This is a genomic window from Halomarina pelagica (genome assembly GCF_024228315.1).
Lineage (GTDB): Archaea > Halobacteriota > Halobacteria > Halobacteriales > Haloarculaceae > Halomarina > Halomarina pelagica.
In genome coordinates, this window is the sequence record NZ_CP100454.1 from 2,961,538 (window position 1) to 2,985,893 (window position 24,356).

General features: G+C 64.2%; 27 protein-coding genes and 2 pseudogenes. 20 read left to right on the plus strand and 9 right to left on the minus strand.

Features of this window, described 5'->3' with window-relative positions; all coding sequences use genetic code 11:
• Positions 1–92 precede the first annotated feature (92 nt).
• The 3 genes from NKI68_RS15360 to NKI68_RS15370 all read left to right on the plus strand — a co-directional run bounded on the left by NKI68_RS15360 (position 93) and on the right by NKI68_RS15370 (position 3,145).
• On the plus strand, positions 93–1,184 hold the full coding sequence (locus tag NKI68_RS15360) for a phosphotransferase family protein (RefSeq protein ID WP_254543984.1): 1,092 nt from the start codon (positions 93–95) through the stop codon (positions 1,182–1,184).
• A 61-nt stretch (positions 1,185–1,245) separates the two neighbouring features.
• Positions 1,246–2,874, plus strand: coding sequence for a rhomboid family intramembrane serine protease (locus NKI68_RS15365; RefSeq protein WP_254543985.1), 1,629 nt, complete (start codon positions 1,246–1,248; stop codon positions 2,872–2,874).
• A gap of 55 nt (positions 2,875–2,929) precedes the next feature.
• Entirely contained in the window at positions 2,930–3,145 is a 216-nt protein-coding gene (locus tag NKI68_RS15370; protein ID WP_254543986.1) for a type II toxin-antitoxin system VapC family toxin, read from the plus strand.
• A 39-nt stretch (positions 3,146–3,184) separates the two neighbouring features.
• Here NKI68_RS15370 and NKI68_RS15375 read toward each other — a convergent pair whose 3' ends face one another.
• Entirely contained in the window at positions 3,185–3,811 is a 627-nt protein-coding gene (locus NKI68_RS15375) for an METTL5 family protein (protein ID WP_254543987.1), read from the minus strand.
• A gap of 154 nt (positions 3,812–3,965) precedes the next feature.
• On the opposite strand from NKI68_RS15375, the gene NKI68_RS15380 reads away from it, so the two are divergent.
• Complete coding sequence (locus NKI68_RS15380) at positions 3,966–4,136, plus strand: hypothetical protein (RefSeq protein WP_254543988.1); 171 nt, start codon at positions 3,966–3,968, stop codon at positions 4,134–4,136.
• Positions 4,137–4,140: 4 nt separating this feature from the next.
• Here the strand turns inward: NKI68_RS15380 and NKI68_RS15385 are convergent.
• Positions 4,141–4,944 (minus strand): annotated as a pseudogene (locus NKI68_RS15385) (disk-shape morphogenesis protein volactin); the annotation flags it as partial.
• Between the two features lie 59 nt (positions 4,945–5,003).
• Here NKI68_RS15385 and NKI68_RS15390 point away from each other — a divergent pair.
• The 10 genes from NKI68_RS15390 to NKI68_RS15435 all read left to right on the plus strand — a co-directional run bounded on the left by NKI68_RS15390 (position 5,004) and on the right by NKI68_RS15435 (position 14,480).
• Positions 5,004–5,537: a hypothetical protein gene (locus NKI68_RS15390; RefSeq protein WP_254543989.1), complete on the plus strand. Its 534-nt coding sequence runs from the start codon at positions 5,004–5,006 to the stop codon at positions 5,535–5,537.
• On the plus strand, positions 5,534–6,493 hold the full coding sequence (locus tag NKI68_RS15395) for a tyrosine-type recombinase/integrase (protein WP_254543990.1): 960 nt from the start codon (positions 5,534–5,536) through the stop codon (positions 6,491–6,493). Before NKI68_RS15390 ends, NKI68_RS15395 begins: the two co-directional genes overlap by 4 nt.
• A 75-nt stretch (positions 6,494–6,568) precedes the next feature.
• Entirely contained in the window at positions 6,569–6,745 is a 177-nt protein-coding gene (locus tag NKI68_RS15400; RefSeq protein ID WP_254543991.1) for a hypothetical protein, read from the plus strand.
• 381 nt (positions 6,746–7,126) lie between these two features.
• Complete coding sequence (locus NKI68_RS15405) at positions 7,127–7,747, plus strand: hypothetical protein (RefSeq protein ID WP_254543992.1); 621 nt, start codon at positions 7,127–7,129, stop codon at positions 7,745–7,747.
• Between the two features lie 711 nt (positions 7,748–8,458).
• The gene (locus tag NKI68_RS15410) at positions 8,459–8,626 is read left to right on the plus strand and encodes a hypothetical protein (protein ID WP_254543993.1); all 168 of its coding nucleotides are present in this window, start codon (positions 8,459–8,461) and stop codon (positions 8,624–8,626) included.
• 182 nt (positions 8,627–8,808) lie between these two features.
• A complete protein-coding gene (locus NKI68_RS15415; RefSeq protein WP_254543994.1) occupies positions 8,809–10,701 on the plus strand; it encodes a hypothetical protein in 1,893 nt (630 codons plus the stop codon).
• Positions 10,702–10,820: 119 nt separating this feature from the next.
• Positions 10,821–11,108 carry a hypothetical protein gene (locus tag NKI68_RS15420; RefSeq protein WP_254543995.1) on the plus strand — a complete coding sequence of 96 codons (288 nt, stop codon included), beginning with the start codon at positions 10,821–10,823 and terminating at the stop codon, positions 11,106–11,108.
• A gap of 452 nt (positions 11,109–11,560) precedes the next feature.
• Positions 11,561–11,761 (plus strand): hypothetical protein, encoded by a 201-nt coding sequence (locus NKI68_RS15425; RefSeq protein WP_254543996.1) that lies wholly within the window; start codon positions 11,561–11,563, stop codon positions 11,759–11,761.
• Between the two features lie 5 nt (positions 11,762–11,766).
• Positions 11,767–13,200, plus strand: a complete 1,434-nt coding sequence (locus NKI68_RS15430; RefSeq protein ID WP_254543997.1) for an HK97 family phage prohead protease — start codon at positions 11,767–11,769, stop codon at positions 13,198–13,200.
• 695 nt (positions 13,201–13,895) lie between these two features.
• Complete coding sequence (locus NKI68_RS15435; protein ID WP_254543998.1) at positions 13,896–14,480, plus strand: helix-turn-helix domain-containing protein; 585 nt, start codon at positions 13,896–13,898, stop codon at positions 14,478–14,480.
• Positions 14,481–14,804: 324 nt separating this feature from the next.
• Here the strand turns inward: NKI68_RS15435 and NKI68_RS15440 are convergent, their stop codons facing one another.
• Complete coding sequence (locus NKI68_RS15440) at positions 14,805–15,179, minus strand: DUF7344 domain-containing protein (RefSeq protein WP_254543999.1); 375 nt, start codon at positions 15,177–15,179, stop codon at positions 14,805–14,807.
• Positions 15,180–15,581: 402 nt separating this feature from the next.
• On the opposite strand from NKI68_RS15440, the gene NKI68_RS15445 reads away from it, so the two are divergent.
• Positions 15,582–15,803, plus strand: coding sequence for a hypothetical protein (locus tag NKI68_RS15445; protein ID WP_254544000.1), 222 nt, complete (start codon positions 15,582–15,584; stop codon positions 15,801–15,803).
• A gap of 51 nt (positions 15,804–15,854) precedes the next feature.
• Here NKI68_RS15445 and NKI68_RS15450 read toward each other — a convergent pair whose 3' ends face one another.
• From NKI68_RS15450 to NKI68_RS15460, 3 genes and pseudogenes are all read right to left on the minus strand, one after another.
• The gene (locus NKI68_RS15450) at positions 15,855–16,013 is read right to left on the minus strand and encodes a hypothetical protein (RefSeq protein WP_254544001.1); all 159 of its coding nucleotides are present in this window, start codon (positions 16,011–16,013) and stop codon (positions 15,855–15,857) included.
• Positions 16,014–16,138: 125 nt separating this feature from the next.
• Positions 16,139–16,432: pseudogene (locus NKI68_RS15455) on the minus strand (disk-shape morphogenesis protein volactin); the annotation flags it as partial.
• A gap of 92 nt (positions 16,433–16,524) precedes the next feature.
• Entirely contained in the window at positions 16,525–17,397 is an 873-nt protein-coding gene (locus NKI68_RS15460) for a cell division protein CdpA domain-containing protein (protein ID WP_254544002.1), read from the minus strand.
• Between the two features lie 88 nt (positions 17,398–17,485).
• Between NKI68_RS15460 and lipP1 the strand changes: the two genes are divergently transcribed.
• Positions 17,486–18,430, plus strand: coding sequence for a LipP1 family hormone-sensitive lipase (gene lipP1 / locus NKI68_RS15465; protein ID WP_254544003.1), 945 nt, complete (start codon positions 17,486–17,488; stop codon positions 18,428–18,430).
• Positions 18,431–18,440: 10 nt separating this feature from the next.
• Here the strand turns inward: lipP1 and NKI68_RS15470 are convergent, their stop codons facing one another.
• From NKI68_RS15470 to NKI68_RS15480, 3 genes are all read right to left on the minus strand, one after another.
• Complete coding sequence (locus NKI68_RS15470; RefSeq protein WP_254544004.1) at positions 18,441–19,766, minus strand: ATP-binding protein; 1,326 nt, start codon at positions 19,764–19,766, stop codon at positions 18,441–18,443.
• A 111-nt stretch (positions 19,767–19,877) separates the two neighbouring features.
• Positions 19,878–20,927, minus strand: coding sequence for a diphthamide biosynthesis enzyme Dph2 (gene dph2, locus NKI68_RS15475; protein ID WP_254544005.1), 1,050 nt, complete (start codon positions 20,925–20,927; stop codon positions 19,878–19,880).
• Between the two features lie 54 nt (positions 20,928–20,981).
• Positions 20,982–21,278 (minus strand): DUF7130 family rubredoxin-like protein, encoded by a 297-nt coding sequence (locus NKI68_RS15480; RefSeq protein ID WP_254544006.1) that lies wholly within the window; start codon positions 21,276–21,278, stop codon positions 20,982–20,984.
• 171 nt (positions 21,279–21,449) lie between these two features.
• On the opposite strand from NKI68_RS15480, the gene NKI68_RS15485 reads away from it, so the two are divergent.
• From NKI68_RS15485 to NKI68_RS15500, 4 genes are all read left to right on the plus strand, one after another.
• Entirely contained in the window at positions 21,450–21,857 is a 408-nt protein-coding gene (locus tag NKI68_RS15485; RefSeq protein WP_254544007.1) for a YlbF/YmcA family competence regulator, read from the plus strand.
• A 138-nt stretch (positions 21,858–21,995) separates the two neighbouring features.
• Positions 21,996–22,415, plus strand: coding sequence for a hypothetical protein (locus tag NKI68_RS15490; RefSeq protein ID WP_254544008.1), 420 nt, complete (start codon positions 21,996–21,998; stop codon positions 22,413–22,415).
• A gap of 24 nt (positions 22,416–22,439) precedes the next feature.
• The gene (locus tag NKI68_RS15495; RefSeq protein ID WP_254544009.1) at positions 22,440–23,270 is read left to right on the plus strand and encodes an MBL fold metallo-hydrolase; all 831 of its coding nucleotides are present in this window, start codon (positions 22,440–22,442) and stop codon (positions 23,268–23,270) included.
• Positions 23,271–23,330: 60 nt separating this feature from the next.
• Positions 23,331–24,335, plus strand: a complete 1,005-nt coding sequence (locus tag NKI68_RS15500) for a hypothetical protein (protein ID WP_254544010.1) — start codon at positions 23,331–23,333, stop codon at positions 24,333–24,335.
• The last annotated feature ends 21 nt before the right edge of the window (positions 24,336–24,356 follow it).

A 24,356-nucleotide genomic window follows, 5' to 3' on the forward strand; every position in this document is an offset into this window, starting at 1 on the left:
ATTCTCACCGAACGATGTACGACGGAAGCGGTGCGGGCGCAAACTTATTCGTACTCGCACCGCGAGTGCGTGAACAATGGGAGGTACGACACGTGAGCGAGGGTAGCGAGGGTAGCGAGGACTACTTCGAGCGCATCGTCGACCCCGACCGGCTGGCCGACTACCTCGAGGCGGAACTCGGCCCTGCAGCGGAGTTCCACGTCGAGCACCACAAGGAGGGCCACTCGAACGAGACGCTGTTCGTCACGTGGGGCGACCGCGACCTCGTCATCAGGCGGCCGCCGCCGGGGGAGATCGCGGAGAACGCCCACGACGTGCTCCGCGAGCACCGCGTCGTCGACGCGCTCCAGGGGACCGACGTACCGCTCCCGCGGACGGTCCTCGCGTGCGACGACCACGCGATCGTGGGGAGCGACTTCTACGTCATGGAGCGCGTCGAGGGCGACGTCTTCCGGGGGAGCGAACCCGACCGGTTCGCGACGCCCGACGCTCGGCGGCGGGTGGGCGAGGAACTCGTCGACACGCTCGCGATCGTCCACGAGGTGGACTACGAGGCGGTCGGCCTCGACGACCTCGGCTACCCGCCGGGGTTCACCGAGCGACAGGTCAGGCGCTGGTCGGAACAGCTCATGTGGGCGTTCGACGTCACCGCCGAGGAGCGCGAGGTCCCCGAACTCTACGGCGTGATGGAGTGGCTCTCCGACAACGTCCCCGACGACCCGCCCGCCACGCTCGTCCACGGCGACTACAAGCTCGACAACGTCATGTACGGTCCCGGTTCCGACCCGGAGATCGTCGCCGTCTTCGACTGGGAGATGAGCACGCTGGGCGACCCCCTCACCGACCTGGGCTGGATGCTCTCCTACTGGTGGGACGAGGGCGACCCCGCCCCGCCCGCGGCCACCGACACGCTCACCTCGACGTTCATGACCCGCGAGGGCTACCCGACCCGCCGCGACCTCGTCGAGCGCTACGAGGCGCGGACCGGGATCGCCTACGGCGAGGAGGAGGACCGATTCTACCGCACGCTCGCGGTCTACAAGCTCGCCGGGCTCGGCGAGATGTTCTTCCGGCGCTACCTGGAGGGTAACTCCGACGACCCGATGTACCCGAAGATGCGCGAGGGCGTCCCGCAACTGGCCGCGCGCGCCCGGCGCATCATCGACGGCGAGGAACCGCTCTGATCCGTCGGCGCGCACCCGACGGCACTCGCAATTTAAGCCGATCGACGTTGGACCGTGATCCATGGCGGCTCTCGACTGGTACTGGCTCCTGATCCAGCGGCTCGCCCTCCTCGTCGCCGCGCTCGCCTCGCTGCTCGCGCTCCGCGCGCTGAGCGACGGCGACCCGATGCGCTCGGTCAGACGACGGCTCCTCCTCGGCGTCCCGTGGGGGACGCTCACCGCCACGGGGGTCGTGGCCGCGGTCTACCTGTTCGTCCAGAACGGCCTCGCTCACCCCTACGCGCCGACCGTCATCCCGTACCGTTCTTGGTCGTACTTCTACCCGGTTGGCGTGCTCGTCTCGCCGTTCGCCCACGCGAGCTTCGGCCACCTGTTCGGCAACCTCGTCGCGACGCTGACGCTCGGATCGCTCGCGGAGTACGCGTGGGGGCACTTCCCCCGCGAACGCGGCGCGCAGGCGTTCTCCGATCTCCGGACGAACCCGGTCGCCCGGATCGGCGCGTTCGTCGCCGCGAGCCTCCTGGTCGGCGTCCTCACGGGCGTCTTCGCGCTCGGGCCCTCGGTGGGTTTCTCGGGGGTCATCTTCGCCTTCGCCGGGTTCGCGCTGCTTCGCTATCCAATCGGGACGCTCGTGGCGCTGCTGGTCGGCGACCTCCTCTCGCTCGGGTACAACGCGCTCCGAACGCCCGCGTTCACGCAGGCGGGCCACGCCGCCTACGTCACGCCCTGGTGGGCCGACATCGCCATCCAGGGACACGCGTTCGGGCTGTTCGTCGGCGCGCTGCTCGGAGCGCTCCTGTTCGACCGGCGCGACGAGCGCCCCCCCGCCGCCCGCGTCTGGCTCGGGGCGCTCCTGTTCGTCGTCGCCCAGGGGCTCTGGGCGGTCTACCTCCCGCGCGGGGGCGGGGAGTACACGCTCTATCGCGCCGTCGGCGTGGCGCTCGGGTTCGCCATCGCCCTCCTGCTCACGGGCGCGGCGCGGGCGACCGATCGAACGGTCGTAGAGCGGATCGACCTCTCCTCGCGCGAACTGTCGTTCGGGTTCGTGCTGGCGGTCGTGCTGGCGCTCGCGGTCGTCGCCGTCCCGTTCAACCTCTTCGTCGTCGCGGACGCGGAGGCGGGGGTCGCGGGCGACAACAGCCTCTCGGTGGGCGACTACACCGTCTTCTACGCCGAGAGCGTCCCCAACCAGTACGTCTCCGCGGTCGACGTCCCCGCCTTCAGGGAACGGACGGCCGTGAACGCGAGCGGCGTCATCGTCGTCAGTCCGGAGCGCAACATCTGGTGGGAGGTCGTCTCCGACGACCGCCTCGCCTACGACGGCACCCAGGAGATCTACGTCGGCGGCCTCGGCTGGCGCGAGGCGATCACCGTCGATCGCACCGCGTGGGACGCGGTCGGCAACGAGACGACCTACACCGTCCACCTCGAACACGGTGATCGGCGGAAACTGGTGTACGTCGGCGAGTCGGTCCGCGCCGAACCGACCGTGGAGGGGCGGAACGTCACGATCTTCCCCGGCGACCCGTTCACCCTCGTCGTCACGAGCGACGGCCGGACCCTCGGCTCCGCGCCGATTCCGGAGAAGAACGCCACGACGAGCGTCGGGAACCTCACCTTCGTCCGCGAGGAGGACCGGATCTACGCGACGGCCGACGACTCTCGAGTCCGGGTGGCGACGAAGGGGTGAGCGCCCAGTTGGCGCGCGACGACGGGCTTGCGACGGTCGCACCCCCAGAATACGTGTGCGTCGGGGCAGGGAGCGCAACGATCGCGGGCAGTACGTCGGGACGTTCACGGCGGCCTGGGAGGCGTTTCGGCGCTACGACGATCAGCGAATCTCCTTCGTGGACGCGACGAGCGCGGTACTCGCTCGCGAGGCGGGGATCCGGTACGTCTTCGGGTACGACTCCGATTTCGCGACGCTCGGGTTCACGCGCGTTCCCGCGACGCGCCGGTGACGCCGGCGCGCCGATACCCCCACTTCCGGCCGTCCATCGTCACCGCCACTCGATCCGGTAGACCTCCGTCTCGATGGTCCGCCGGGCCTCGCCGTGGAAGTCGAACTGCCGCTCGAGGTCGAGGGCGGCCGCGAAGGCGTCGGTGACCTCGCCGCCCTCGTCGGCGACGAACGCCTCGACGAATCTCCGACTATTCGCGTTGTGAATCGAGTAGGAGACGTCGGCGACCGTCGCGACGGCGGCGAGAAAGGCGCGGTCGGCGTGGCGGTTCCCCCGCTGCGCGCCGAACGGCGGGTTCATCAGGACGGTCGCGGGCCGCGAGCGGGAGTCGAGGCAGATCGGCGGGCGGGTCGCGTCGGCGAGCACCCACCGGACGCGGTCGTCCGCGTCGAGTCGGACGGCGTTCCCGCGGGCGACGGCGAGCGCGGTGGGGTCGCGGTCGAGGCCGACCACCCTCCCCGCGCCCGCGAGCGCCGCCCCGATCGCGAGCACTCCCGTCCCGCACCCGAGGTCGAGGACCGTCCCCTCCAGGTCGCCCCGCAGGGACGCGAGGTGGACGAGGTGGGCGGCGACGTCAGCGGGCGTGGGGTACTGCTCCCACTCGACGCGCGGGTCGTCGAACCCCGCGACCGATTCGAGCGCGCGTTCGAGCGTGCGTCGCGCCATGTCGGTCGGGACGGCGCGCGCTCGAACAAGAGTTTCTATCCGACCATCCGTTTCCATCCGCCCGTCCTCCCTCTCCATCCCTCCGTCCACTCCTCACCACCCGTCCGCCCCCTCCCGCGGATAGATTCATCACCCCTCGTACCTATCGGGTATCATGACCTGTCCGCGGTGCGACTCGACGCTCGAACGATACGCCCTCGACGGGGAGACGGCGCTGGCCTGTCGAGCCTGCGGCTACCTGGGCGTGACGGTGAACCACGAGAGCGAGCGACGGAAGTCAGAGAGCTGGGAGGCGGCGCTCGCGCGCTTCCGTGGAGAGAGTTAGTCGGTTAGTTCTCCGCCGAGGCGGCTTCCTCCTCCGCGTCCGCGCTTCCTTCGGATTCGCCGTCCGAGACGGACCGTTCGACCGCTTCGCTCCGGTTCGGGGAGCCTCCCGCGTCCTCTCCCTCCTCGCTCCGGGCCGCGACGAGCGCGCCGCGGGCGACGCTGTAGAGCGGTTCGCGCGCGCTGCGCACGTCGCTGATGGAGAACGGGATGTTCGCGTCCTTCAGGTGGTCCGCGAACAGCGCCTCGAAGCCCCGTGGACTCGACGTGCCGCCCGTGACGACGACGGGCACGTCGAGGCCCTCCTCGATGTCCTCCTCGTCCACCTCGCGGGTGATGTTCTCGATGACGTAGTCGAGCAGGTTCTCGTAGTAGATGGCGAGCGCGCCCTCGACGCCCCCGACGTCCGTGCGGAAGTCGAGTTCGAAGTCGTCCTCCTTGATGGAGGTGACCTTGTCGATAGGTTTGCCCGTCGCCTGCGCGGCCTGCTCGTCGATCCAGTCGCCCCCGCGGGCGATGGAGAAGGTCATCACGGGCACGGCGTAGTAGGCGAGACAGACGTTCGTCATGCCCGCGCCGAAGCTGATGCCGAGGCCGGTGAAGTTGTTGTCCGCGAGTTCGGAGTAGATGACCGCCATCCCCTCGTTGATGGGTTCGGGGTCGTATCCGACGTCCCCGAGGAACGACTCCAGGGTCTTCTGGTGGTAGAGCACCGAGACGTCCGAGTCGATGGGGTCGGCGGGAACCGAGTAGTGGATGCGCTCGCCCGGTCGCTCCGGTTCGCCCGCCACCTGCTCGATGATGAGCTTCTTTGTGTTTGAATGTAATAGAAAATGTCTATACTCTACCCCGAGATAGTCTAACTGCGATGCCAGAACGAAGCCAGATAAACATTCGAATTGCCCCCGAGATGAAAGAGCAGTGGGAGGCCGCCATCGAGGATCACCCTGAGGCCCGGACGCTCACCGACTTAATCCGAATTAGCGTCACGCACGAGTTATACGACCGCCAAGCAACCGATGAGACGGTCTCTGACGACCCGAAGCTTGGCGAGATATTAGAGGGCGTCCGATCGATTCAATCCGCTCAGGAAGACCTCACGAGCCGCATAGACCAACTGGAACGAGAGGTCAAGCACCGACCGGAGGTGACGAACATGGCGGGCCGGATCTACGATCGGCTCCCCGATCTGAAGCCCGGTATAGAAGACTGGAAACTCCATGTCGAGAGATACCGGCCAGAAGAGTACACGGTGTGGCCGGGGACCGTGGAGGCCCTCGCTGAGGCGCTCGAAGAACCGGAGTATCGTGTCCGAGAGGGTGCGGAGTACCTGGCGGAAAACGATATCGACGTTCGCACCGAGACTGTCGGTGGCGAAGAGCGATTCTGGAGGATAGAATGAACGAATACATCGAGGTCTACTTGGAGTTGGTCAAGGACGACAAGAGCGAGGGGACGTATGCGGTTCGCAAATCGTGTCTGAAGCAGTTTGACGAGTGGATCGAGACTGAAGGATATGACCTGGGAGAGATATCGGCTCTTGAACTACGGAAGTATTTCAAAAAGCTCCTCGATGAAGGATGCTCTTCGACCTACGTCGTCAGCCACTACAACTCCGTCAGAGGTCTCTACAATCTCCTGACGAGCAACTCGATCGGCCTTCGAGAGGATCACCCCTTCGATGAGAAGCTCCTCAAGTCGCTACATAATAAGCATAACAAACGGACGAAGAAGCGCGAGGACGGCAAACCGATCTACCTCTCCGAGGACGACGTTGATATCCTATGTCGGTACGTTCCGAAGCCCAAGCTCCGAAACCGGCTCCTCTTCCGCTTGATGCTTCACACCGGGGTCCGACAATCAGAGGCCGCGAGGATCAAGTTGGAGAACATGAACCGTGAGAAGCGATCGATCGAGATCCCCACCAGGAAGATCGAGGGGGAGCCGATTCGAGTCGTGTCCTGGCAACCGAGCTTGGACCTGCTCATGGACCGCTGGATCGACGTAGAGCGTAACGCCTACAACCACGCTTCGGAGAGTCCGTATTTGTTCGTCTCCGCTCGCTCTGACCGGATCATAGACGAGTATCCGAACGACATTCTCCGAAAGGCCGCCAAATCCGCCGAGGAGGATGGCCACGAGTATCTCAACGAAGTGCTCTATCACGATGCCGCGGGGATGCCGCGTTACCGGTACACGGCTCACAGTCTCCGTCACGGATGCGCCTACCATCTCCTGAAGGCGGGGACTCACCTTCGAACCATTCAGAAATACCTCGGTCACACCGATGTAGAGCGGACTGAGGTCTACCTCCAACTCACCGACGACGACGTACTGGATACGGTTAAGTGGGGCTGACCCCCTCTCCTCAGAGACCTCTACGATGCTCCTCCGGGGCTAACAGTCAAGTTCTTCGACCCTAATCCTGGGGCCATGCATCCGAAGCTCCTCAGTATCGCCCTCGGGGTGGCGGTCTTGATCGGTACCGTCCTCGTTGGCTTCCTCTTCGCCGGACCGTATAGCCCGATATTCCATATCGCCGGGATGCTCGCCGCAATCCTCGTCCAACGGATAACCGAACGGCGATTATCGGCCGAAATCGCCACGTAGAGGCCTCTAAAGTCGGGAGGAAGCTTATTATGACCTTCATCGTAGCCAGAATTGGACCCAACCAAGAAAGACTCCCGCGACTAACGGAGACCAGGAATCACCGCGATCCCCTTCGGGGAGGCTCCCACTTTTTCATTTCATCGACCCTCGATCCCGTACTTTCGCCACTGAGCGATTTCTCGCTCTCGGTGGCTCCTACTTACCCGTCGAGACGAAGGTGCTCTCTCAGGGCTAACTGTGGCCCCTGACGAGACGGCATAAGTGATAGTCACCTTAGAGAGATGCCCACGGTTCACCAACAATCCGAAATCTACACTCCTTCGAAATACCCACCGCCAAAATTTCTCATAGATTGAAGTATCGAGGGTAGTCAAGTGGGGTATGAGCGATGAACCGGATTGGATGAGAATGCTACACCATCTCTATGAAAACGGAGGGAGAATATCGACTACAAAGTACGTATATCAGAGGATTGATGGAGAGTTTGAATTAGTAGATCCCAATGCACCTGATGCACAACTTGGACCACTCTTAGAAGATATTAGGGACGAAGTGCCATTTCCATCGGTGCAGGAAGCGCTTGACGCCCTACAGACTCTCGACAGACTGGATTTAGCGGAGTGGGAAGATTCAGGCGGCTCGGCGTACCTCGCCCTCAACCAACGAGGATTTGACGTTATTCACGAACGGGAGTTGCGGAAGCAACAGCACGAATTAACCGAGGCGCAAAACGAAGCAAGCCATAGAATGGTGGCACTCACGTTCTTTCTCGTTCTCGTCTCGGTCCTGCAAGCGGGGACCGCTCTCTTTTCCATGAGTTGGGGGATTGGAAAGGTAATAATGGCATTACTGACGCTCCTAACGACGGCCGTAGTCCTCTTCTATGCCTTTTTCGACCTTCCCAAGTTGTCAACCTCGGAGGCGTCTGAAATCAACCCCTCGGAGGAAATGCGAGCGTCTGAGGCAAAGACGGCTGAGGTCACCGATGAGGTATCGGAATGACCTCTGAATGCAAGGGGGGATCTCGATCCCCAGTATGACACGGTTGCGGAACCGGAACCGCCTGACCCCGCTCCGAGGGGCTTTTCCCGGGTCGTAGGGGAGTGTGCATCTCCGCTTTCTACGGTGGGGCTTGACGGCCGTTGAACCGCGATTGTCCTTTGATCCTGACCGACTTAAATCCGACGCCGTCATGCGATTCTCAGAGGTCTCTGAGAGCAATTGTGAGGACGACGCGGAGAAGCTCCCGGTCGTACCAGTTGGCACACCAAGGGAGCCCCCCCACTCCTCTATTTCCGATGGGACATGTCAGATTATCTAATATCGGACACATACTATGACTGGGGGGGGGAGTAGTAAGGAGTAGTGGGGGAGGGGGGAGAGAATAGAACAGGGACAATACCCATATGGGTAGCGCCGATTTTCCTGAGCCGGATTAAATCGCTCTCGTGGCACTCGGATAGGAACATTGTCCATTCTGGTAACGAAAAGAGTTATCATGATATACTATGTCACGGAGATTGGGGCGCTTCGGCAGTACGGTCGAATACGTCCCTGATCCCCACCTGTGTACGGACGGAGGACCACCTCCGTTTTCCCCACTGCAATCTTCAATTCAGAGACCTCTGAGCCGAAAATCGCAATACAGGAAGCGACGTGAAGAGATTAGTAACGCGACAGGTTCAAGTACATTACCGTTCTCTATACGAGTAGATGCGAGACACCCACACGACGATTACCGTCCCCAGGTACGCTAAGAGGGCGCTCGAAGCCGACAAAAACGAGAACTTCCACGAGAAGATCCCGTGGTGGGTGTACATCACTGAGGGTCTCGGAGTCGACGTGGAGGAGTACAAGGAGGAATCGGAGGTGACCGCCTAACGCCCCGCTCAAGGGCGTTTAACAAAGATTTCCGGGGTTGACCCCCGGAGAGGGTAATCGGCGTTGGCGCGCCGACATACCGAGCCTCTGGTTGTCTGCCAATTTGGCTCAACTTCTCCTACAATCCAAGCGGCGATAAATTCTCCGCTTTGGGGTCAGCCCGGGGTCAATCGTGATCCCAAATGATCCAAACCAACACTCAAATTTCGACCGCCGCCGGAACGCCTCTCGCTCCTCGCTCCGAGCAGAATGTCCTTCCCGAGGCTATGACTGTCGTCGATCAGTGGATTTGCTGGCTCCCCACGGAGACGGGATCTAAGCCTCCTCGGGCCGCCTTTAATCAATCGACGTGGATCGATTCGTTCATCGACCCCCTCGATCCAGGCCATTGGGGATCGTTCTCAGAGGCCTCTACGTTTGTGGACAAGCACCCCGAGTACGGCCTCGGATTCGTTCTCACAGAGCACGATCCGTTCGCTCTCATCGATCTCGACAAAGTAAGGGACCCTGATACGGGCGAGGTCCCCCCCGTCGTCGCCTCCCTCATCGACAGAGCAGGCTCGTATGCCGACGTGAGTATGTCGGGGACCGGGGTGCATGTCCTCGTCCGGGGTGAGTTGCCCTCGCACATCGACCGCCTAAGCAAGACCCCTCTGCCTGAGGACGAGGACTTTTCTGAGGCGTCGATCGAAATCTACGATTCGGGTCAGTACACGGTCATGACCGGCGCTCACCTCGTCGACACCCCGACGACGATTAACGACGGCCAGGCTCTGCTTGATGAGCTTGTCGACGAGTATGGGCCAGAGGTCGATCCCGATCCCTCCCCCTCCTCTGAGTCAGAGGCCTCTGAGGTTCCTATCTCGGTAGACGTGGAATCTCGGCTCCGCGGTGCCATGTACCTCGATTCGAAGCTCCGTCTCCTCTACGGAGGTTGCTACTCGGATGCTGGATTCGCCGGGGATCGATCGGCCGCCGAATGCTCGCTTGCTGAGCGGCTTGGTTGGTGGTTCTACCGCGACTCTGAGACCGTCGAGAAGCTCATCAGCCGGTCCATGAAGGAATCTCCCCGGACGGACCGGGGTAAGCCTCGTAAGTGGATCAAAGAGGGAGGCGGCTATCGTGAGTCCGTCCTACAGTACGCTGAGGCCAATCCTGAGCGCTTATATGATGGAGAGCTATCGAGACACCGCTCTCTCGTCAGCGACCGGCTCATGTCGGCCGTCCTTGATGCGTTAATCTCCATGGGTTGCGCTTCGACGAAGGAGATTCAGGACTACCTCGCCGAGGAGCATGAAATTGAGAGATCTACCAGACAGATTCGGCGGGCCGCGGGTCTGATGGAGGATAGTGGCCTCATCTCCTATCACCGCTCTGGGAACTACCGCTATTGGCAATTCTCAGAGGTCTCTCAGACCGAGGACGAGAGAAGCCCGTCGGAGCGTTCCGAGCCGGATGAGGGGTCTACTACTCGCCCGGAGGAAAAATCGTTCTCGGGCGAATCTGAGAGGTCTGAGGGCGGACTGATTCCGGAGTGGTACGATCCCGACGAGTACGGGGGGACACCGGTCCAAGAGGCCGCCGAGATGGATTCGCCGGAGAGCCCCCGGGAGCCGACTGTCTTTGCTCAAGAATTGGTCGCTCACATCGACGCTGGGACGGTCTCCGAGATTCCCCTCGGGTGCTTGGTGGAGTCGATCGGGGAGGTCGTCGATGCTGACCTCGTCCGGAGGGCCTTGGAGAAGGAGGACCGGGAGAAGGCTCGTCGTCTCCTTGATACTCGTCTGAGGGATTTGGAGGACCGACAGGCCTCCAGGGAATCGCTCCCCTCGATCGACGAGGTGGCCGCTCAACTCGAAGCGTCAGAGGAGGAGCCAGAGGTCTCTGAGGCAGTCGAAGAACAACCAGAGGGTCGACACCAATCGTCGCCAATCTCCTCCCCGGAGTCAGAGGTCTCTGAGCAAATCGAATCGGTCACGGTGGTCTGGCCGGTCGCGGTTCTGGATAGGCCGCTCGACATTCTTCCCCCGCCGTCGGTGGGAGTGGCGAAGGGCCGATTAACGGGGATCGTTTGAGAGCAAACAGGACGGTCACAGAGTGGTTTCAATCACGATATGCAGTCGACTACGGACCCAAGCAAGAACCGCAGGAGAACGGAAACTGAGGCCGCTGAGGCCATGGTAGAGGTGGGACGATGAACCAGGATGTTCCAGAGCGGCATTTTCCTGATCGACAGGAGCCCTTCCCTGAGCTCCCCCGCTGTCTCCGGTGTCGAGCCCTGTCTCCCCCCGACGGAGGAGATTTCCCGTTCCGTCTCGACTACCGGATCGAAACGCTCGACGGGGATCTAATTCAGGAAGTGAGCGGGTCGGTCTGCTCACTCGACTGCCTGAAATGGGTAAATGCTCGTCCGTCCCTCTACTCGGAGGATTTCGAGGAGCCCCCGGAACCTGAATTTGAAATGGAGGGAGTCCCTCGATGACCCCGAACCAGTTTGAGGAGTTTTGTGGGGTCGACCCTTGGGATGACGAGGACGATAACTCAGAGGACTCTGAGGATTGGGTGACTCCCGACCCGATAGTAGTCCATGAAAATGTCGCCAGATGCGAGGTCTGCGGGTGGCTCGGAGCCAGGCATGCCTACAAGCAACATGCGTATCGGCATGACCCTGAGTACGAGCCGCCCCCGCAGAGCCGTCCTCCGGCTGATAGATCCTAATCGATCTACGGCGCTCCTTCATCATGTGCACATTTTAGTACAGTGTCACTTTTAAACTACGGTCTCCAATTGAAGACTGTAGAAAACTATGGCAGATAAAGGATCTACCATTTGGGTTAAGAAATCCACGAAGGAGCGCCTCTCGAAGATCAAGCCCGACGGCTGTTCGTGGGATCTGATGCTTCGAACCAACCTTCTCGGGGAGGGTGACCGTTAATGACGGACTACGAGCTCGTCCTCATTCGAAAAGAGACGGTCGACGCCATTCGAGAGCGTCACAACTGTCCGGCTTCAATCGACGCCTACCTCCGCAATAAACTGAATCTCGGACTCGACGCGGACCACCCTTCGCAGAGTGAACTCGACTCCGAGAAGGCCACCGCTGAGAGCGCCGCGCCGAGTGACGTGCGGTACTGAGCTTCATGGTCAGCGTCGAGAACGTCGTAGAGCACGGTCGGAAACAGGGAGTCGCTGACCTCACAGGTCTCAGGACGGTCGCTTCGTTCATGCTCGACGGCAAGTGGCCCGGAGACCACCCTGCCGAGGCCTCTGAGAAAGGTCGGAATCGGCTTCTCAAGCTGTACCGTCCCAAGGTCGCCAAGGCCGTCGCCTCAGAGTCCTCAGAGGGCTCTAAGTTGCTCGAAAAGTCGGGCCACGTGGAGCGCCTGTCGTTCAAGGCCCAACTCGGTGGTCAGGTCCGCCCGATTTTCAAAGAGGACGACCGCTTCATTATCTGGGGACCGGCTTCGGTGGAGGTCGTCGACAACGAGGGGGACCGTGTATCCGCTGAGGCCTTGGAGGACGCCCTTCCGCAACTCCTGAAGCGAGCGAGACTCAGTGTCGAACACTCGGACCAACTCGTAGGCGACATTTTGGAGCGCTTCGAGACGGACGAGCCGGTTACGATCGAGATAGACGGTGAGACCTATAAGCGGGATACGTTCCCGACGGCGGTCTTAGAGTTGGAGAGTCAGCCTCCCGCTCTCTACGTCGCCGGGGAAGTGTGGGACGATTCCAGATTCGCCCGGGAGATGCGCGAGAGGATCGAGGCCGGTGAAATCGACTCCTACAGCATCTCCGGTGAGGCCCTCGTCACCAAGACTTCCGTCGAAGGTGGACAGCTTGTCGACGATATCCTTGAGATGGACCTCTCGGCCGTCACCTTGTGCGAACAAGGGATGAATCAGCGAGCGAAGTTCGCCGTCGTCGCCAAAGACGAAAGCGGGGGGTCGACCGCGTCCCCGCTGGGTATCCGAGCGGTCGCCAAATCAGCAGTAGACAAAATGTCAGAAATCAACGACAGAGAGGAGCTAATTAGCACCTTCGAGGAGACCCTAGAGGGCTACGGAGTCGTTTCAGTCAACCAGATGGAGGCCTACGTCGAGAATCGCCTTCAGAAGGAGCTTGAAAGCGAGGAGGTCGACGACGAGGACGAGGACGAGGAGGAAATGATTGCCGACGCCTTCGATGAGGACCCTCACTCGTATGGACTCGACGATCTACAGGAGGTCCTCCCAGCGGACGTGTGGGAGATTGTGAGGGCATATCTGGCCGATCCCGAGGAGAACCCCGTCGACGACCTGGAATCGCCTGAGGCGGACGCTGAGGGCGAAGAGATGGAAAAGGCGATGCCTCCGGCCCTTCGGAATGTGTACGAGCGGGTGCAGTCGCCCGGTCCGGTCTCTAAGGCCGCCGGACCGTCGTACAGCGGAGGCAACATGGGGGAGGTCCCTACCTCAGAGATGCTTCTGAAGTCCGTCTACGACCGCCTGGGGGGCTCTGAAATGGTCGAGAAGAGCGACCCCAAGTCGGTCTCTGAGACGGTGCTCGACGACATGTACGACAGGGGGCTCTAATGCCAAAGTGTCCCAGGTGTCCGGAATGCGGAGCGTCGATCCCGATGCGCTCCTCGCTCACTTCGACGTATAGAGCGCCGCTCTCGAAGACTTGCACCGGGTGTGAGGCCGACCTTCCCGACTCCCTCTTTCCTAACGTAGAGGCATCTCAGAGAGACTGGGAGAGCCGTCGGGAGGAGATTCTCCGGTGGATCGGGTGAATGAGCCATGGCACTTCCATTGAATGAACGGACCCACTCCGGGGCGACCTCCACGGGACCGTCGGACTCGCATCGGGTAAATGGGCATTACCTCGTCGCCTTGTTCGTAGAGGCCTCTAACTACGACTCCGCTAACGACTCCGTCGAAGCGGTGGTTGAAGCCTCACCTGACGGTCAGCTATGGACTCCCCTCCGTGGGGAGGATGGGTCGAAGCTCATCGTCGGAGATGCGGAGCTTGCCTCCCCTGGGACCGCCTACGCTTCCGTGAGAGGCGCTATGAGCGAATTTCTCCGAGTGAACGTCACCACCCTCAGTGACGCCTCAGGATCGGACCTCACGGTTGATACGCACCTCCTGGGAGGTGGGTGGCCCGGCCCGGCGCAGAGCGGGGGTCGCTGAATGACCCAGCGGACGGTGTACAAATGACCTTCACCCACCCCACTCCTGAAATGAGCCGAAATAACGATCCAAAGTTGCGAAGCCGCAAGGTCCGTGTGGCTGTCGCCCTCCAAAAATACTGGCAAGAGGGCTGGCAGAAACAGGAAATAGCCGAGTATCTCGGTGTGACGCCTCAGACCGTCTCTGAGTACTTCTCCGACCCCATGGCGGAAGAGGTGGAGGAGATGTTGGCAGAGGATGCCGCCGCCGTCCGTCTCGACCTCGCTAAGCGCTTCCTCGATCGATTGGAGCGGCTCGACAAGATGGAGGAGAAGCTCCTCAGAGCCACTCAAATGATCCCTACGGGATGGGAGCTTGAGGAGGTCGAAGGGGAGGTCCTTCCCCCAGAGGGCTCTGCTCACACCGAGGAGGGTGGCCCCTCTCGATCCCTGCCGAAGCCGGTCGTCACCGAGTATATCGAGGTACCCGATGTGACCGACGACCTCAGAGGGGTCTGGGATGAAATCCGGAAAACTGAGGAACAAATCGAGGACCTCCTTGGCCTCGAAGCCCCCTTCCGCGCCGAAGTTGAGGCCGAAGTCGAACGTCGGAGCGTAGAGACGAAGATTTGGAGGATGGAGGCCACGGGGGACTACCCTGAGCAACCCGTCTATGACGAGAAGCCGGAGGAAGTTCGATGAACGCCAGAGACCTCTTGGAGGAGTGGGAAGCCGGGGAGAAAACGGGAGTCCGTCCGTCGAGAGCGCAGGTTCTCCGGCCCCATCTCATCGAGTACACCAGTTTGTACGTCCCCCACCGACACGCCGCGTTAGAAGCCTGGCTTCCTCGATTCCGAGGGCAAATTACTCGCTTCCTTCGCGAGGCCGCTGAAGCAGAGGAGGAAGAGGAGGCCCTCGCTTCAGAGGCTTCAGATTAGCCTGAGAGACATTCTTTGCCTTCTGTGCTCCCTAACACTAGGAGAGTCATTGAATCGCTGAGAACGAGCGTGGTGGCCTCTGAGCTTACTATCGGTAGAAGTCTTCGATCGCCTTCCTCGAAGCACCGATAGTATCCTCTGCGGTCTCTACGGCCGCTTTGAGAGCCTCACCATCGTCCGAGAGAACTACTTCCCCTGTCTCCCGGTTGTGATCCACGATCCCGTGCTGGCTCAGCTTCGGGAGATGACAGTGATATAACGAGATGTGTGCCTCTTGCACGCATCCCGTCTTTGCGTCCGCTATAGACTCACCTGTCTCATCCTCTACGATCGCTTTCACGAGCGCCTGCCGAGTAGCCATTCCACCGTTCGCCGCTATCGTTTTGACAACGGACCGACGGCGCGCATTGGACAGCAACCCAAGCGCCGTATCAGGAGCCGTTGTCGGGTCCCACGCCGACATTTTGTTTCCACCTGTGTCTCCTACCCATTCTGTTCCTCTCTAATGGGTGCTTGGGTTGCATGTGACACGCTTTCATAACCCCGTGACTATTGCTGTCAATTCGATTAAATCCAGTGAAAATCGCTTATTATTGGCTGTTGTCACCCTCGAAGGCCCCGATCGATCGCGCACTTCCCACAGTAGTCCTTGCCGTCCTCCTCTCGCCATTGGAGCCACTCCTCCTCGCGGTACATCCTTTCGCAATCGGCGCAAATCCGATCGGGGACCGGTTCACGGAAATCGACCATAGGGTCTTCTCGTTCCATAGAGGCCTCTGAGTACTACTCGGACTTAGGTATCTCCCTCGGCGGGCAAATCCCCGAGAAGCTCACAGTTTTACCTCGAAGACATTCATTGCCCTCTGTGGTCTATCCTACTCGGATAATCGCGGACGCTCTCAGGAAGGGCGTGAGTGGGCTTGGAATCGAAGAGAGGGGGTCAGTCGATCCGAGAGTAGCGCTTTCCTCGAAGGACGAGGTCCCCCTCTCCCGTGATATGCGCATCTCCCGGGCTAAGGTCTCCTTTGATGTGAGCGAAACAGAGCCCGGCTCCGTTAATTGTAGAACCGTCGTCGGACTCCCATAGCATGAGCGAGGGGAGGCCCTCACGGGGCTTCAAACCCCGGGGTAGGGGCTATTATTCGATCCTTTGGAAGGGCTCGCCGTGGATGTAGACCGTTTCCCCGTCGGGAGACCACTCAATGTCGCCAGGGTAGACCCGATCCCGAAGGAGAGCCTCGATGAGGATTTCTCCCTCCACTTGCTCCCCCGACCGAGATTGATAGACCGTCGCCATGTCAGAATTAGAAGATGCGGCAATATAATCCGTTGGGTTTGGTCGGGAGGTAACCCGCTACCCTCGAAGTACCGGCAAAGGGGGCCGATAGTGTGTAGACATTATGCAGAATATGGAATTTTAAAGAGCTTCATCATGGGGATGGCGCTCTTCTCGTCGTTCGAGAGGATGCCGCGCTGCATCGGGCGGCGCGTCTCCTGCTTGAAGATGTTCGCGAAGCTGAGCGCGTCGTCGCCGACGACGTACACGGCGTCGTCCTTCCGGATGTGGAGGACGTCGCTCCGTGAGAGCATCTGCTCTGCCATGTCCGAGTACTCGATCTCGACGAACGAGTTGCGCTGCTGTACGAACACCGTCTCCTCCGCGTCCTGCTTCCCGGAGATGATGTTCATCGTGCCGACGTCGATCCCCTTTGCCATAGTCGGGCGGTATCACTACAGCGTAATAAACTTACTGTGGATAGAGAAAGTAACGAGATATTGGGTGTACGTGGGCGAGCCCTATCCCACGTCTATCCCAGCCGCAACAGCCCCTTGAGACGGTCGACGAGTGACGGCGGCGTCTCCGACTCGGCGGCCTGTCGCTCGCGGAGTCGGCGCAGCGCCGCCGCCTGGTCGTCCGTTCCGCCGCCGCGGGCCGTCCGGTCCTCGTTCCCGCGCAGTCGCTTCAGCCCCGCGACCGCGCCGTCCACACCCTCCGAACGGTGGGACGTCGGCGCGACGCTGTCGAAGCCGGATCGGTCGATCGACTCCGACTCGGACTCGTCGAACCGGATCCGCCGCGTCTCGACCGTCCGCACGCCGCCCCAGGAGACCTCGGCGCTCGCGAGCGCGTCGTCGATGTCGCGCCGGACCTGCTCGTCGGTCACCGTCGGGTCCGGGCGCGTCTCGCCGTCGCCCTCCGTCGGCCGGGCGCGTTCGACGTGGTAGCTGACCAGCGCCGCGGCCGTCACCGCGACGACCGCGACCAGCCCCACCGCGTAGACGGCCACGCCCTGCACGCTGTAGTCCGGTCCCGCCCGAACGTCCCACCGGTAGGGGTAGGTGCCGACGAACAGCGCGACGGCGGCGAGACAGATCGCCTCGCCGCCGAGCGCGGCGTACCGCGCCCGCCGCTCGACGGGGAGCAGGACGGTCACGCCGAGCAGGAGCGTCGGGAGGCCGCTCGCGCCGACGGCGAACGCGATCTCGCGGAGCCAGTACGCCTTGCCCGGTCCCGAGAGCGTCCCCTCGTAGACGAACAGCGCGAGCCCCGAGAGCCCGAGCCCCAGTCCGCCGAAGAACAGCGCGAACCCGAGGTAGACGTCGACGCGCCGCTCCGGTTCGCCGATGTGTCGCCGATACCACGCCACGAGGCGGTCGGTCGCCGGCTCGTTTCCGGTCATTACGGCACAATACGTATCGAAGTATATGACTGTTCTCCCGGCGTGTATTCCCGCCGAGAGTTAAGTCGGCGGTGTGCCAGTTACAACCATGTCCCGCGAACCCGACCCGCAGGCGCAGGCCGTCCTCGACCTGATCGACTCGATCCCGCGCCCGCCGACGTACGCGCTGTCGGTCCCGAGCGCCCGCGCGGCGCTGGAGGAGTTCTTCGCCAACGAGGATCCGGAACCCGTCGGTGACGTGACCGATTTCTCGATCCCCGGCCCCGCCGAGGACGTTCCGGTCCGGCTCTACCTCCCCGAGGGGGACGGCCCGCACCCCGCGCTGGTCTACCTCCACGGCGGCGGCTGGGTCATTGGTAGCCTCGACACCGTCGACGACGTCTGTCGCGGGCTGGTGAACCGCGTCGGCTGCGCCGTCCTGAGCGTCGACTACCGCCTCGCGCCGGAACACCCCTTCCCGGCCGCCCTCGACGACGCCTACGCCGCCGTGGAGTGGGTCGCGGCGCACGGCGACACGGTGGGTATCGACCCCGGGCGGATCGCCGTCGGGGGCGACAGCGCGGGCGGCAACCTCACCGCCGGGGCGACGCTCGTGGCGCGCGACCGCGGCGGGCCGGAGATCGCCCGCCAGGTGCTCGTCTACCCCGCCGTCGCCTCCCCCGCCGTCCACGACTTCGACAGCTACGAGGAGAACGGCGAGGGGTACTTCCTCGAGCGCGAGAGCATGGCGTGGTTCTACGAGCGGTACGTCCCCCGGGCGGTGGACCAGCGCAACGAGTACGCCGCGCCGCTGCTCGCGCGCGACCTCTCCGGCCTCCCGCCCGCGACCGTCGTCACCGCCGGGTTCGATCCGCTACGCGACGAGGGCCGCGAGTACGCCGACCGCCTGTCCGACGCCGGCGTCGCGGTGACCGACTATCACTACGAGGGCATGATCCACGGCTTCGTGAGCCTCCCCGACTACCTCGACGCCGCGGACGAGGCGCTCGACGACGTCGCGGCGGACCTGGAGGAAGCGTTCTACTCGGGGTGAGCGGGGCCGATCAGCCCCCGCGCTCGGTGGCCATCGACGCCGCGTCGGCGACGTGCCCCGGGATAGCCACGGCGAGGCGGTAACGGGCGTACGCCCTCGCCCGGGGATCGCCCTCGCCGCCGCCACCGCTCCCACCGCTCGCGGCCGAGTCGATACGGTAGTCGGCGATCCGGATCGTACCGGCGGCCGCACCGAGGAGCCGTCTCTCCAGGGGGCGGTCGACGCGCGCGTCGGCCGTCGCGACCGCGTCGATCGCCGCTCCCCGCGCGCGTTCGAGCGCGTCGAACGACACCCGATCCGCGTCCACGAGCGGATCGGTGCGGTCGACCGCCGTCCGGACGGCGCGGGCGTGGACCAGCCCGCGCGCCGCGGCGAACAGCGAGATCGCGTCGTGATTCCGTTCGGCGGCGTTCCAGCTGTTCGCCACGTGCCACTCGGCCTCCCTCCCGAGGTCGACGAGCGCGCGGGCGACCTGCTGACGGGCCGGCGAGTCGTCGTTCCCGACCGTCTTCGACGGTTCTTCGACGGCGTCGAGTTCGGTCCGCACCGCCCGCCGCAGGCGCGCTCGATTACGCCGGAGCGCCGCCGCGAACGGCTCGCGCTCCGACGCCGGACCGCTCCCGGCGACAGTGAGCCGCCTCGCGTCCTCGAGCGCGTGCCGGAGGTGCGCGCGGTGGCGATACCGCGCCGCGATCGCGTCGGGGTCGCGCCGATCGTCGGGGTCCGGAATGCCCATGCGCTCGACCTGTCGCAGCACCGACCGGAGTCTCGACTCGGCCGCTACCGCGTTGACGAGCAGTCGACCGGGATCGGCGCACGCGAAGCGCCGATCGGCGAAGTACGCCCGACAGTCCGCGCGGGCGGCCTCGGGGTCGACCGGCTCCGCGTCGGCCCCGTCCCGAAGCGCCAGCGCGTAGCCGAGCGCGTGGCCCGCGTGGGGGATCCGCTCGCGGATCCGATCGAGCGCGACGAGCGGATCGTCCCACCGTCGGTCGAGGAACGCGCGCAGGTCCTCGACGTCGATCCGCAGCGAGGACACCTCTCGCGCGGTCGCGTCGTCGCCCCCGGCTTCGACGCCGTCCAGCGCTCGCGCGGTTCGATCGACCACCCGCCGGAGGTGATCGCGACTGGCCGGCACGTGGTCGTCCGCGACGGCGACGTCGCGTCCGATCCGCGGCGGTCGCTCCGCCGTCAGCGCCTCGATCGCCTCGTCTCGGCCACGCGGGACCGGCGCGGGCGTCACCGTCGGGAGTTCGGTCGGTTCGGAGACGGCGTTACAGCCGGCGAGCGCCGCCGCCGAGGAGGCGAGGAGAGCGCGTCTGGTGAGGCGGGGCATGCGTCCGTCCGGACTTCGTGACGCTCCGGCATAAGTTTCCGCCGCCGGGACGTTCGGACGCGGACGGCGGAACCGAGGAACCCCCTCGTCAGGTCCGGCGGAGGGCGTCCCTCACCAGGTCCCGTGGAAGGTGTCGAAGGAGAGCGAGTCGAGGGGTTCGTTCCCGACGGCGATCTCGTACTCGCCGGGGGTGAGCATCGGGCTGTGGAAGCGCGGGCCGTCGTCGGTCGTGATGCGCGGACAGCCGGTGTTAACGAAGGCGTCGAAGCCGAAGTTCCGCAGCCTGTCGGGCGTCACCTCGTCCATCGTCAGGAGGTAGGCGTTCTCGTTCTCCTCGACGATGTCGGTGGCGACCTCCCAGCGCCCCTGGCCGATCTTCGTGCAGAAGATCACGCCCCACGTCTCCGCGTCCATCGCGCGGTGGACCGCGCCGTAGCGCTGCTTGAGGAACTTCTCGGTGTCGGCGACCGTGACGACGTTGTTCACCGGATCCGCGATTACCACCTTCTTCTCGGGGTGCTCCATGGCGAGGCCGAGCGGGTGGAACTTCCCGCCGCCGACGTAGAGCACCTGGTCCGCGCCGACGTCCGCGCTGGCGTAGTTGCAACCGAGCACCTGCCCCTCGTGGGTGAGCCGTTCGTCGCCGCGGCGGGTGTGGACCTCGTAGCCGCGCTCCTCGAGGAAGGTGCGCATCTCGTCGAACCGGTTCATGTGCTGGGCGGTCGTGACGAGGCCGACCTCGGGGTCCTCCTCGGGGGCGGCGAGTTCCGACAGCGCCTCCTCGACGATTGGCGTCACCTCGACGTTCGAGAACAGCGGGACGTAGATGATCTTCTCCGACTCCTTCATCGGCGAGTGGCCGAAGTGGACGAACACGTCCGTCCGGCGCATCAGGTAGGTATCGAGGTCGCACGCGCCGTAGCAGGGCTGTCCCGAGATGAGCACGCGCACGTCGTCCGCGAGCAGGTCGCGCAGGTCGTCGGCGACCGCCGACCCGCGGCGCTTCAGCCCTTCGGGGAACTGGAGGCCGACTTTCTTCGCGTCGCGCTCCTCGACCGCCTCGACGATCCGCCCCAGTTCGTAGTCCCACTCCCGGTCGTGCTTGAGGGCCATGCCCGTGTTGCGGAGGTCGCCCTCGGAGAACTCCGACTCCTGACTCATTGGCGGGAGGAGTGGCTCCGCGCGGTTAACCTGTGTGGTTCGCCCGAGGGGGCGTCAGTCCTCCAGCCAGGCGTAGAGGTCCTCCTTCGGCGCGCCACAGTCCGGACACGCGTCGGGGAGGCCGTCGTCGAGTTCACCGACCTCGCCGCACTCGGCGCAGCGCCAGACGAGGTACCCCTCGCCGAACCCCCGCCCGGGATCGTGTTCGAGGTCGACGTGATCGACCGACTCGTGCGTACTCACGCGGAATCCCTCCTCCGAGAGCCCCCGGATGACGCCGAGTTCGTTGCCGTCCCGGTCGAAGATGGGCTGTCCGGGCTTCACGACGATGGGCGCTGATTCCTGTGCCATACCTCTACGAAGGTGCGGGCGGAGCATCAAACTGATGGGCGGTAGCACCCAACACGATCTGGCCGCGCCGGACGTGCTCCTCCGGAGCGGGGGGACGGCCCCGTGGGGGCCGGGGACGACGCTTCGCGACCTCTTCGGCACACCTAAACCCGCCCGGTCCCAAGGCGGGGTATGAGCATCGAAACCACGCCGGACGCGGAGGGAGAGAACACGCCGGAGGCCGAGGTCACGCGCCTCGCGACCGAGTTCGGCGAGGCGATCTCAGAACTCCCGGCGTACCGGGAGTTCGCCGAGGCGAAGGCGGCGGTCGAGGAGAGCGAGGAGGCCCAGGAGAAGATCCGGGAGTTCGAGGGGCTCCGCGAGGAGTTCATGCTCGCGCGCCAGACCGGCGCGGCGACGAACGACGACCTCCGCGAACTCCAGCGCGCACAGCAGGAACTCCACGAGGTGCCCGTCATGAACGAGTTCCTCCGCGCGCAGTCCGACCTCGAACTCACGCTCCAGGAACTCAACGAGATGGTCTCCGCCCCGCTCGCCATCGACTTTGGCGGGAAGGCCGGCGGCTGCTGCGAGGACTGAGCGGCCGCCGTTCCCGTTCCCGTATCTACCGCCGTCACCGATTCCTTCCCGCGGTTCTCTCAATTTATCGCGCGCGCCGGGAAACATACGTATAGGTTATTTTATATAATCGGAAGTGAGTGTGCGTGTACTGTGGTAATGGTACGGGAGGTGTCGTTCACGGCGACCGACGAACTGCTCGAGTGGTTGGAATCGGAGGCGCAGCGCCGGGCGACGACGCTTCCGGCGACCGTCCAGGGGTTGCTCGCGGAGCGCTACCGCGAGGAGCGACCCCGCGACGAGGGGCGCACCGACGGGACGTCGCAGTACGACGAGGAGGCCCTCTCGGCGCTCACCGAGGAGCTGGAGCGAGCGGGGGGCGAGCGCCCCCCGCTCGAACGCCACCCGGACGTCTGGCACGTCGAGTCCCGCGGAGACGGCAACGAGTACGCCGTGCGCCTGCCGGACGGCAAGTACGCCTACTACCGTCGCCGCGAATTCGCCGCCCGACGGGTCGTCCGGGAGTACGAGGGGGGCGACGCGGCGGACCCCTCGTTCGACCTCGAAGCGAACAACTAACCCCCTCCCGGGAGAGCGCCCGGTATGGTTCACTCCGACTGGGGCGACTGGCTCCTCCGGGCCGTCGAGGACGCCGACCCCGACGGGCTGGCCGCCTGGTACCTCGGGTGCAACGGTTTCGTGCTGAAGGCGAGCGACGGGACGACGATCTTCGTCGACCCGTACCTCGGGACGGGCGACCCGCCGCGGACCGTCCGGATGATCCCCGTCCCGTTCAACCCGACGGACGTGCGCGAGGCGGACGCCGTCCTCGCCACCCACGAGCACACGGACCACGTCCACGGTCCGAGCCAGGCACCCATCCTCGCGGGGACGGACGCGACGTTCTACGCGCCGGACGCGGGCCTCGACGTGGTCGAGGACGAGGGCTGGACCGACGAGTGGGACCTCGGCGACGACCGGTTCGTCGAGGTGACCGAGGGCGACAGCTTCGAGGTGGGCGAGGTGACCGTCCGCGTCGAGGGGGCGAACGACCCCGATGCCGAACACCCCGTCTCCTACGTGATCGAGCACGCGGGGCGGACGTTCTTCCACGGCGGCGACGCGCGCCCCGGCGAACCGTTCGAGTCCGTCGGCGAGCGCTACGAGATCGATCTCGGGGTCCTCGCCTTCGGGAGCGTCGGGATGATCCGGGACAAGGAGACGGGGGAACCGACGCGCACGCGGTGGTACTCCGACGAGAACATGATCGTCGAGGCCGCCGCGCAACTCGACCTCGACCGACTCCAGCCGACCCACTGGGACATGTGGCGGGGGATGACGGCCGATCCGACGGCCCTGTTCGACCACGCGCGGAGCTTCGACGCCCCGCGCCGCGTCGAGATCCGCGAGATCGGCGACCGGACGGACGTCTGACCCCGATCCGGGATCGACACGCATAGATTTAATACAAAATAACGAGACGTTCATCTATTCATGAGTGATGCAGAGACGGACGTCGTCACCGCCGAGGAGGACGGGGTCGCGGTGGAGAAGTCGTTCGCGCCGGACGACTTCCCCGTTCCCGCGATCGCCTTCGTCGTCGAGAACGCGCGCGACGACCGGGCCGTCGTGCGCGTGACCGACGACCTCCCCGACGGGGTGGCCCCCGACGACGTGGGGTTCCACCCCGAGTACGGCGAGGACTGCTGGCGGGTCGAAGACGGCCGGCTCGTCTTCGAACGGGCGCTCGACGCCGCCGAGACGTACACGACGGTCTACGGACTCCGCGACGCCGATCTCGCCGCCGTCGAGCGGTTCCTCGTCGAACCGACCCTCGACGCGCTGGACCCGGCGGAGGCGGATTCCCGCGACGACGCCGGTCACCCCGGCCGCGTCGACGTCCCCCCGGTGGACGCCGAGGCCGTCCTGGGGTCGGACGACGAGGCGACGGACGGCGCAGAGCGGGATCTCGAGAGCGGGGGTGACGACGGGCTGATCGGGCCGCTACCGCTCTCGGAGCCGGGCGTCGCGGGTGACGACGCCGCGGACGGCTCCGACGGCCCCACCCACTCCGCTGCGGGCGGGTTGGCGACGCGGTTGGCCGCCGAACTCGAATCCGGCGACGTGGACGACGGGACGAGGGAGGTCCTCGCGTCGCACCTCGGCGGCGCGACGGGGAGCGTCGACGCCCGCATCGAACGGCTCCAGGCCGACGTGGCCGACCTCCGCGCGTACGCCGACGCGCTTGAGTCCTTCCTCGACGAGAACGGGGACGCCCAGCGGGTGCTCGGTGATCTCCGCGAGGAACTGGCGTCGGTCGCGGAGCGCGTCCGAAGCGTCGAGGACCGGTCGACGGCGACCCGCGACGGCGTCCGGGAAGTGAGCGACAGGGTCGACGACCTCGAGTCGACCGTCGCCGACGTCGAGGCCGACCTCGACGCCTTCGAGGGCTTCCGCGAGCGGGTGGCGAGCGTCTTCGGCGCGGGCGACGGAGTCTGACCGCAACCGTTCGGGTTTTAT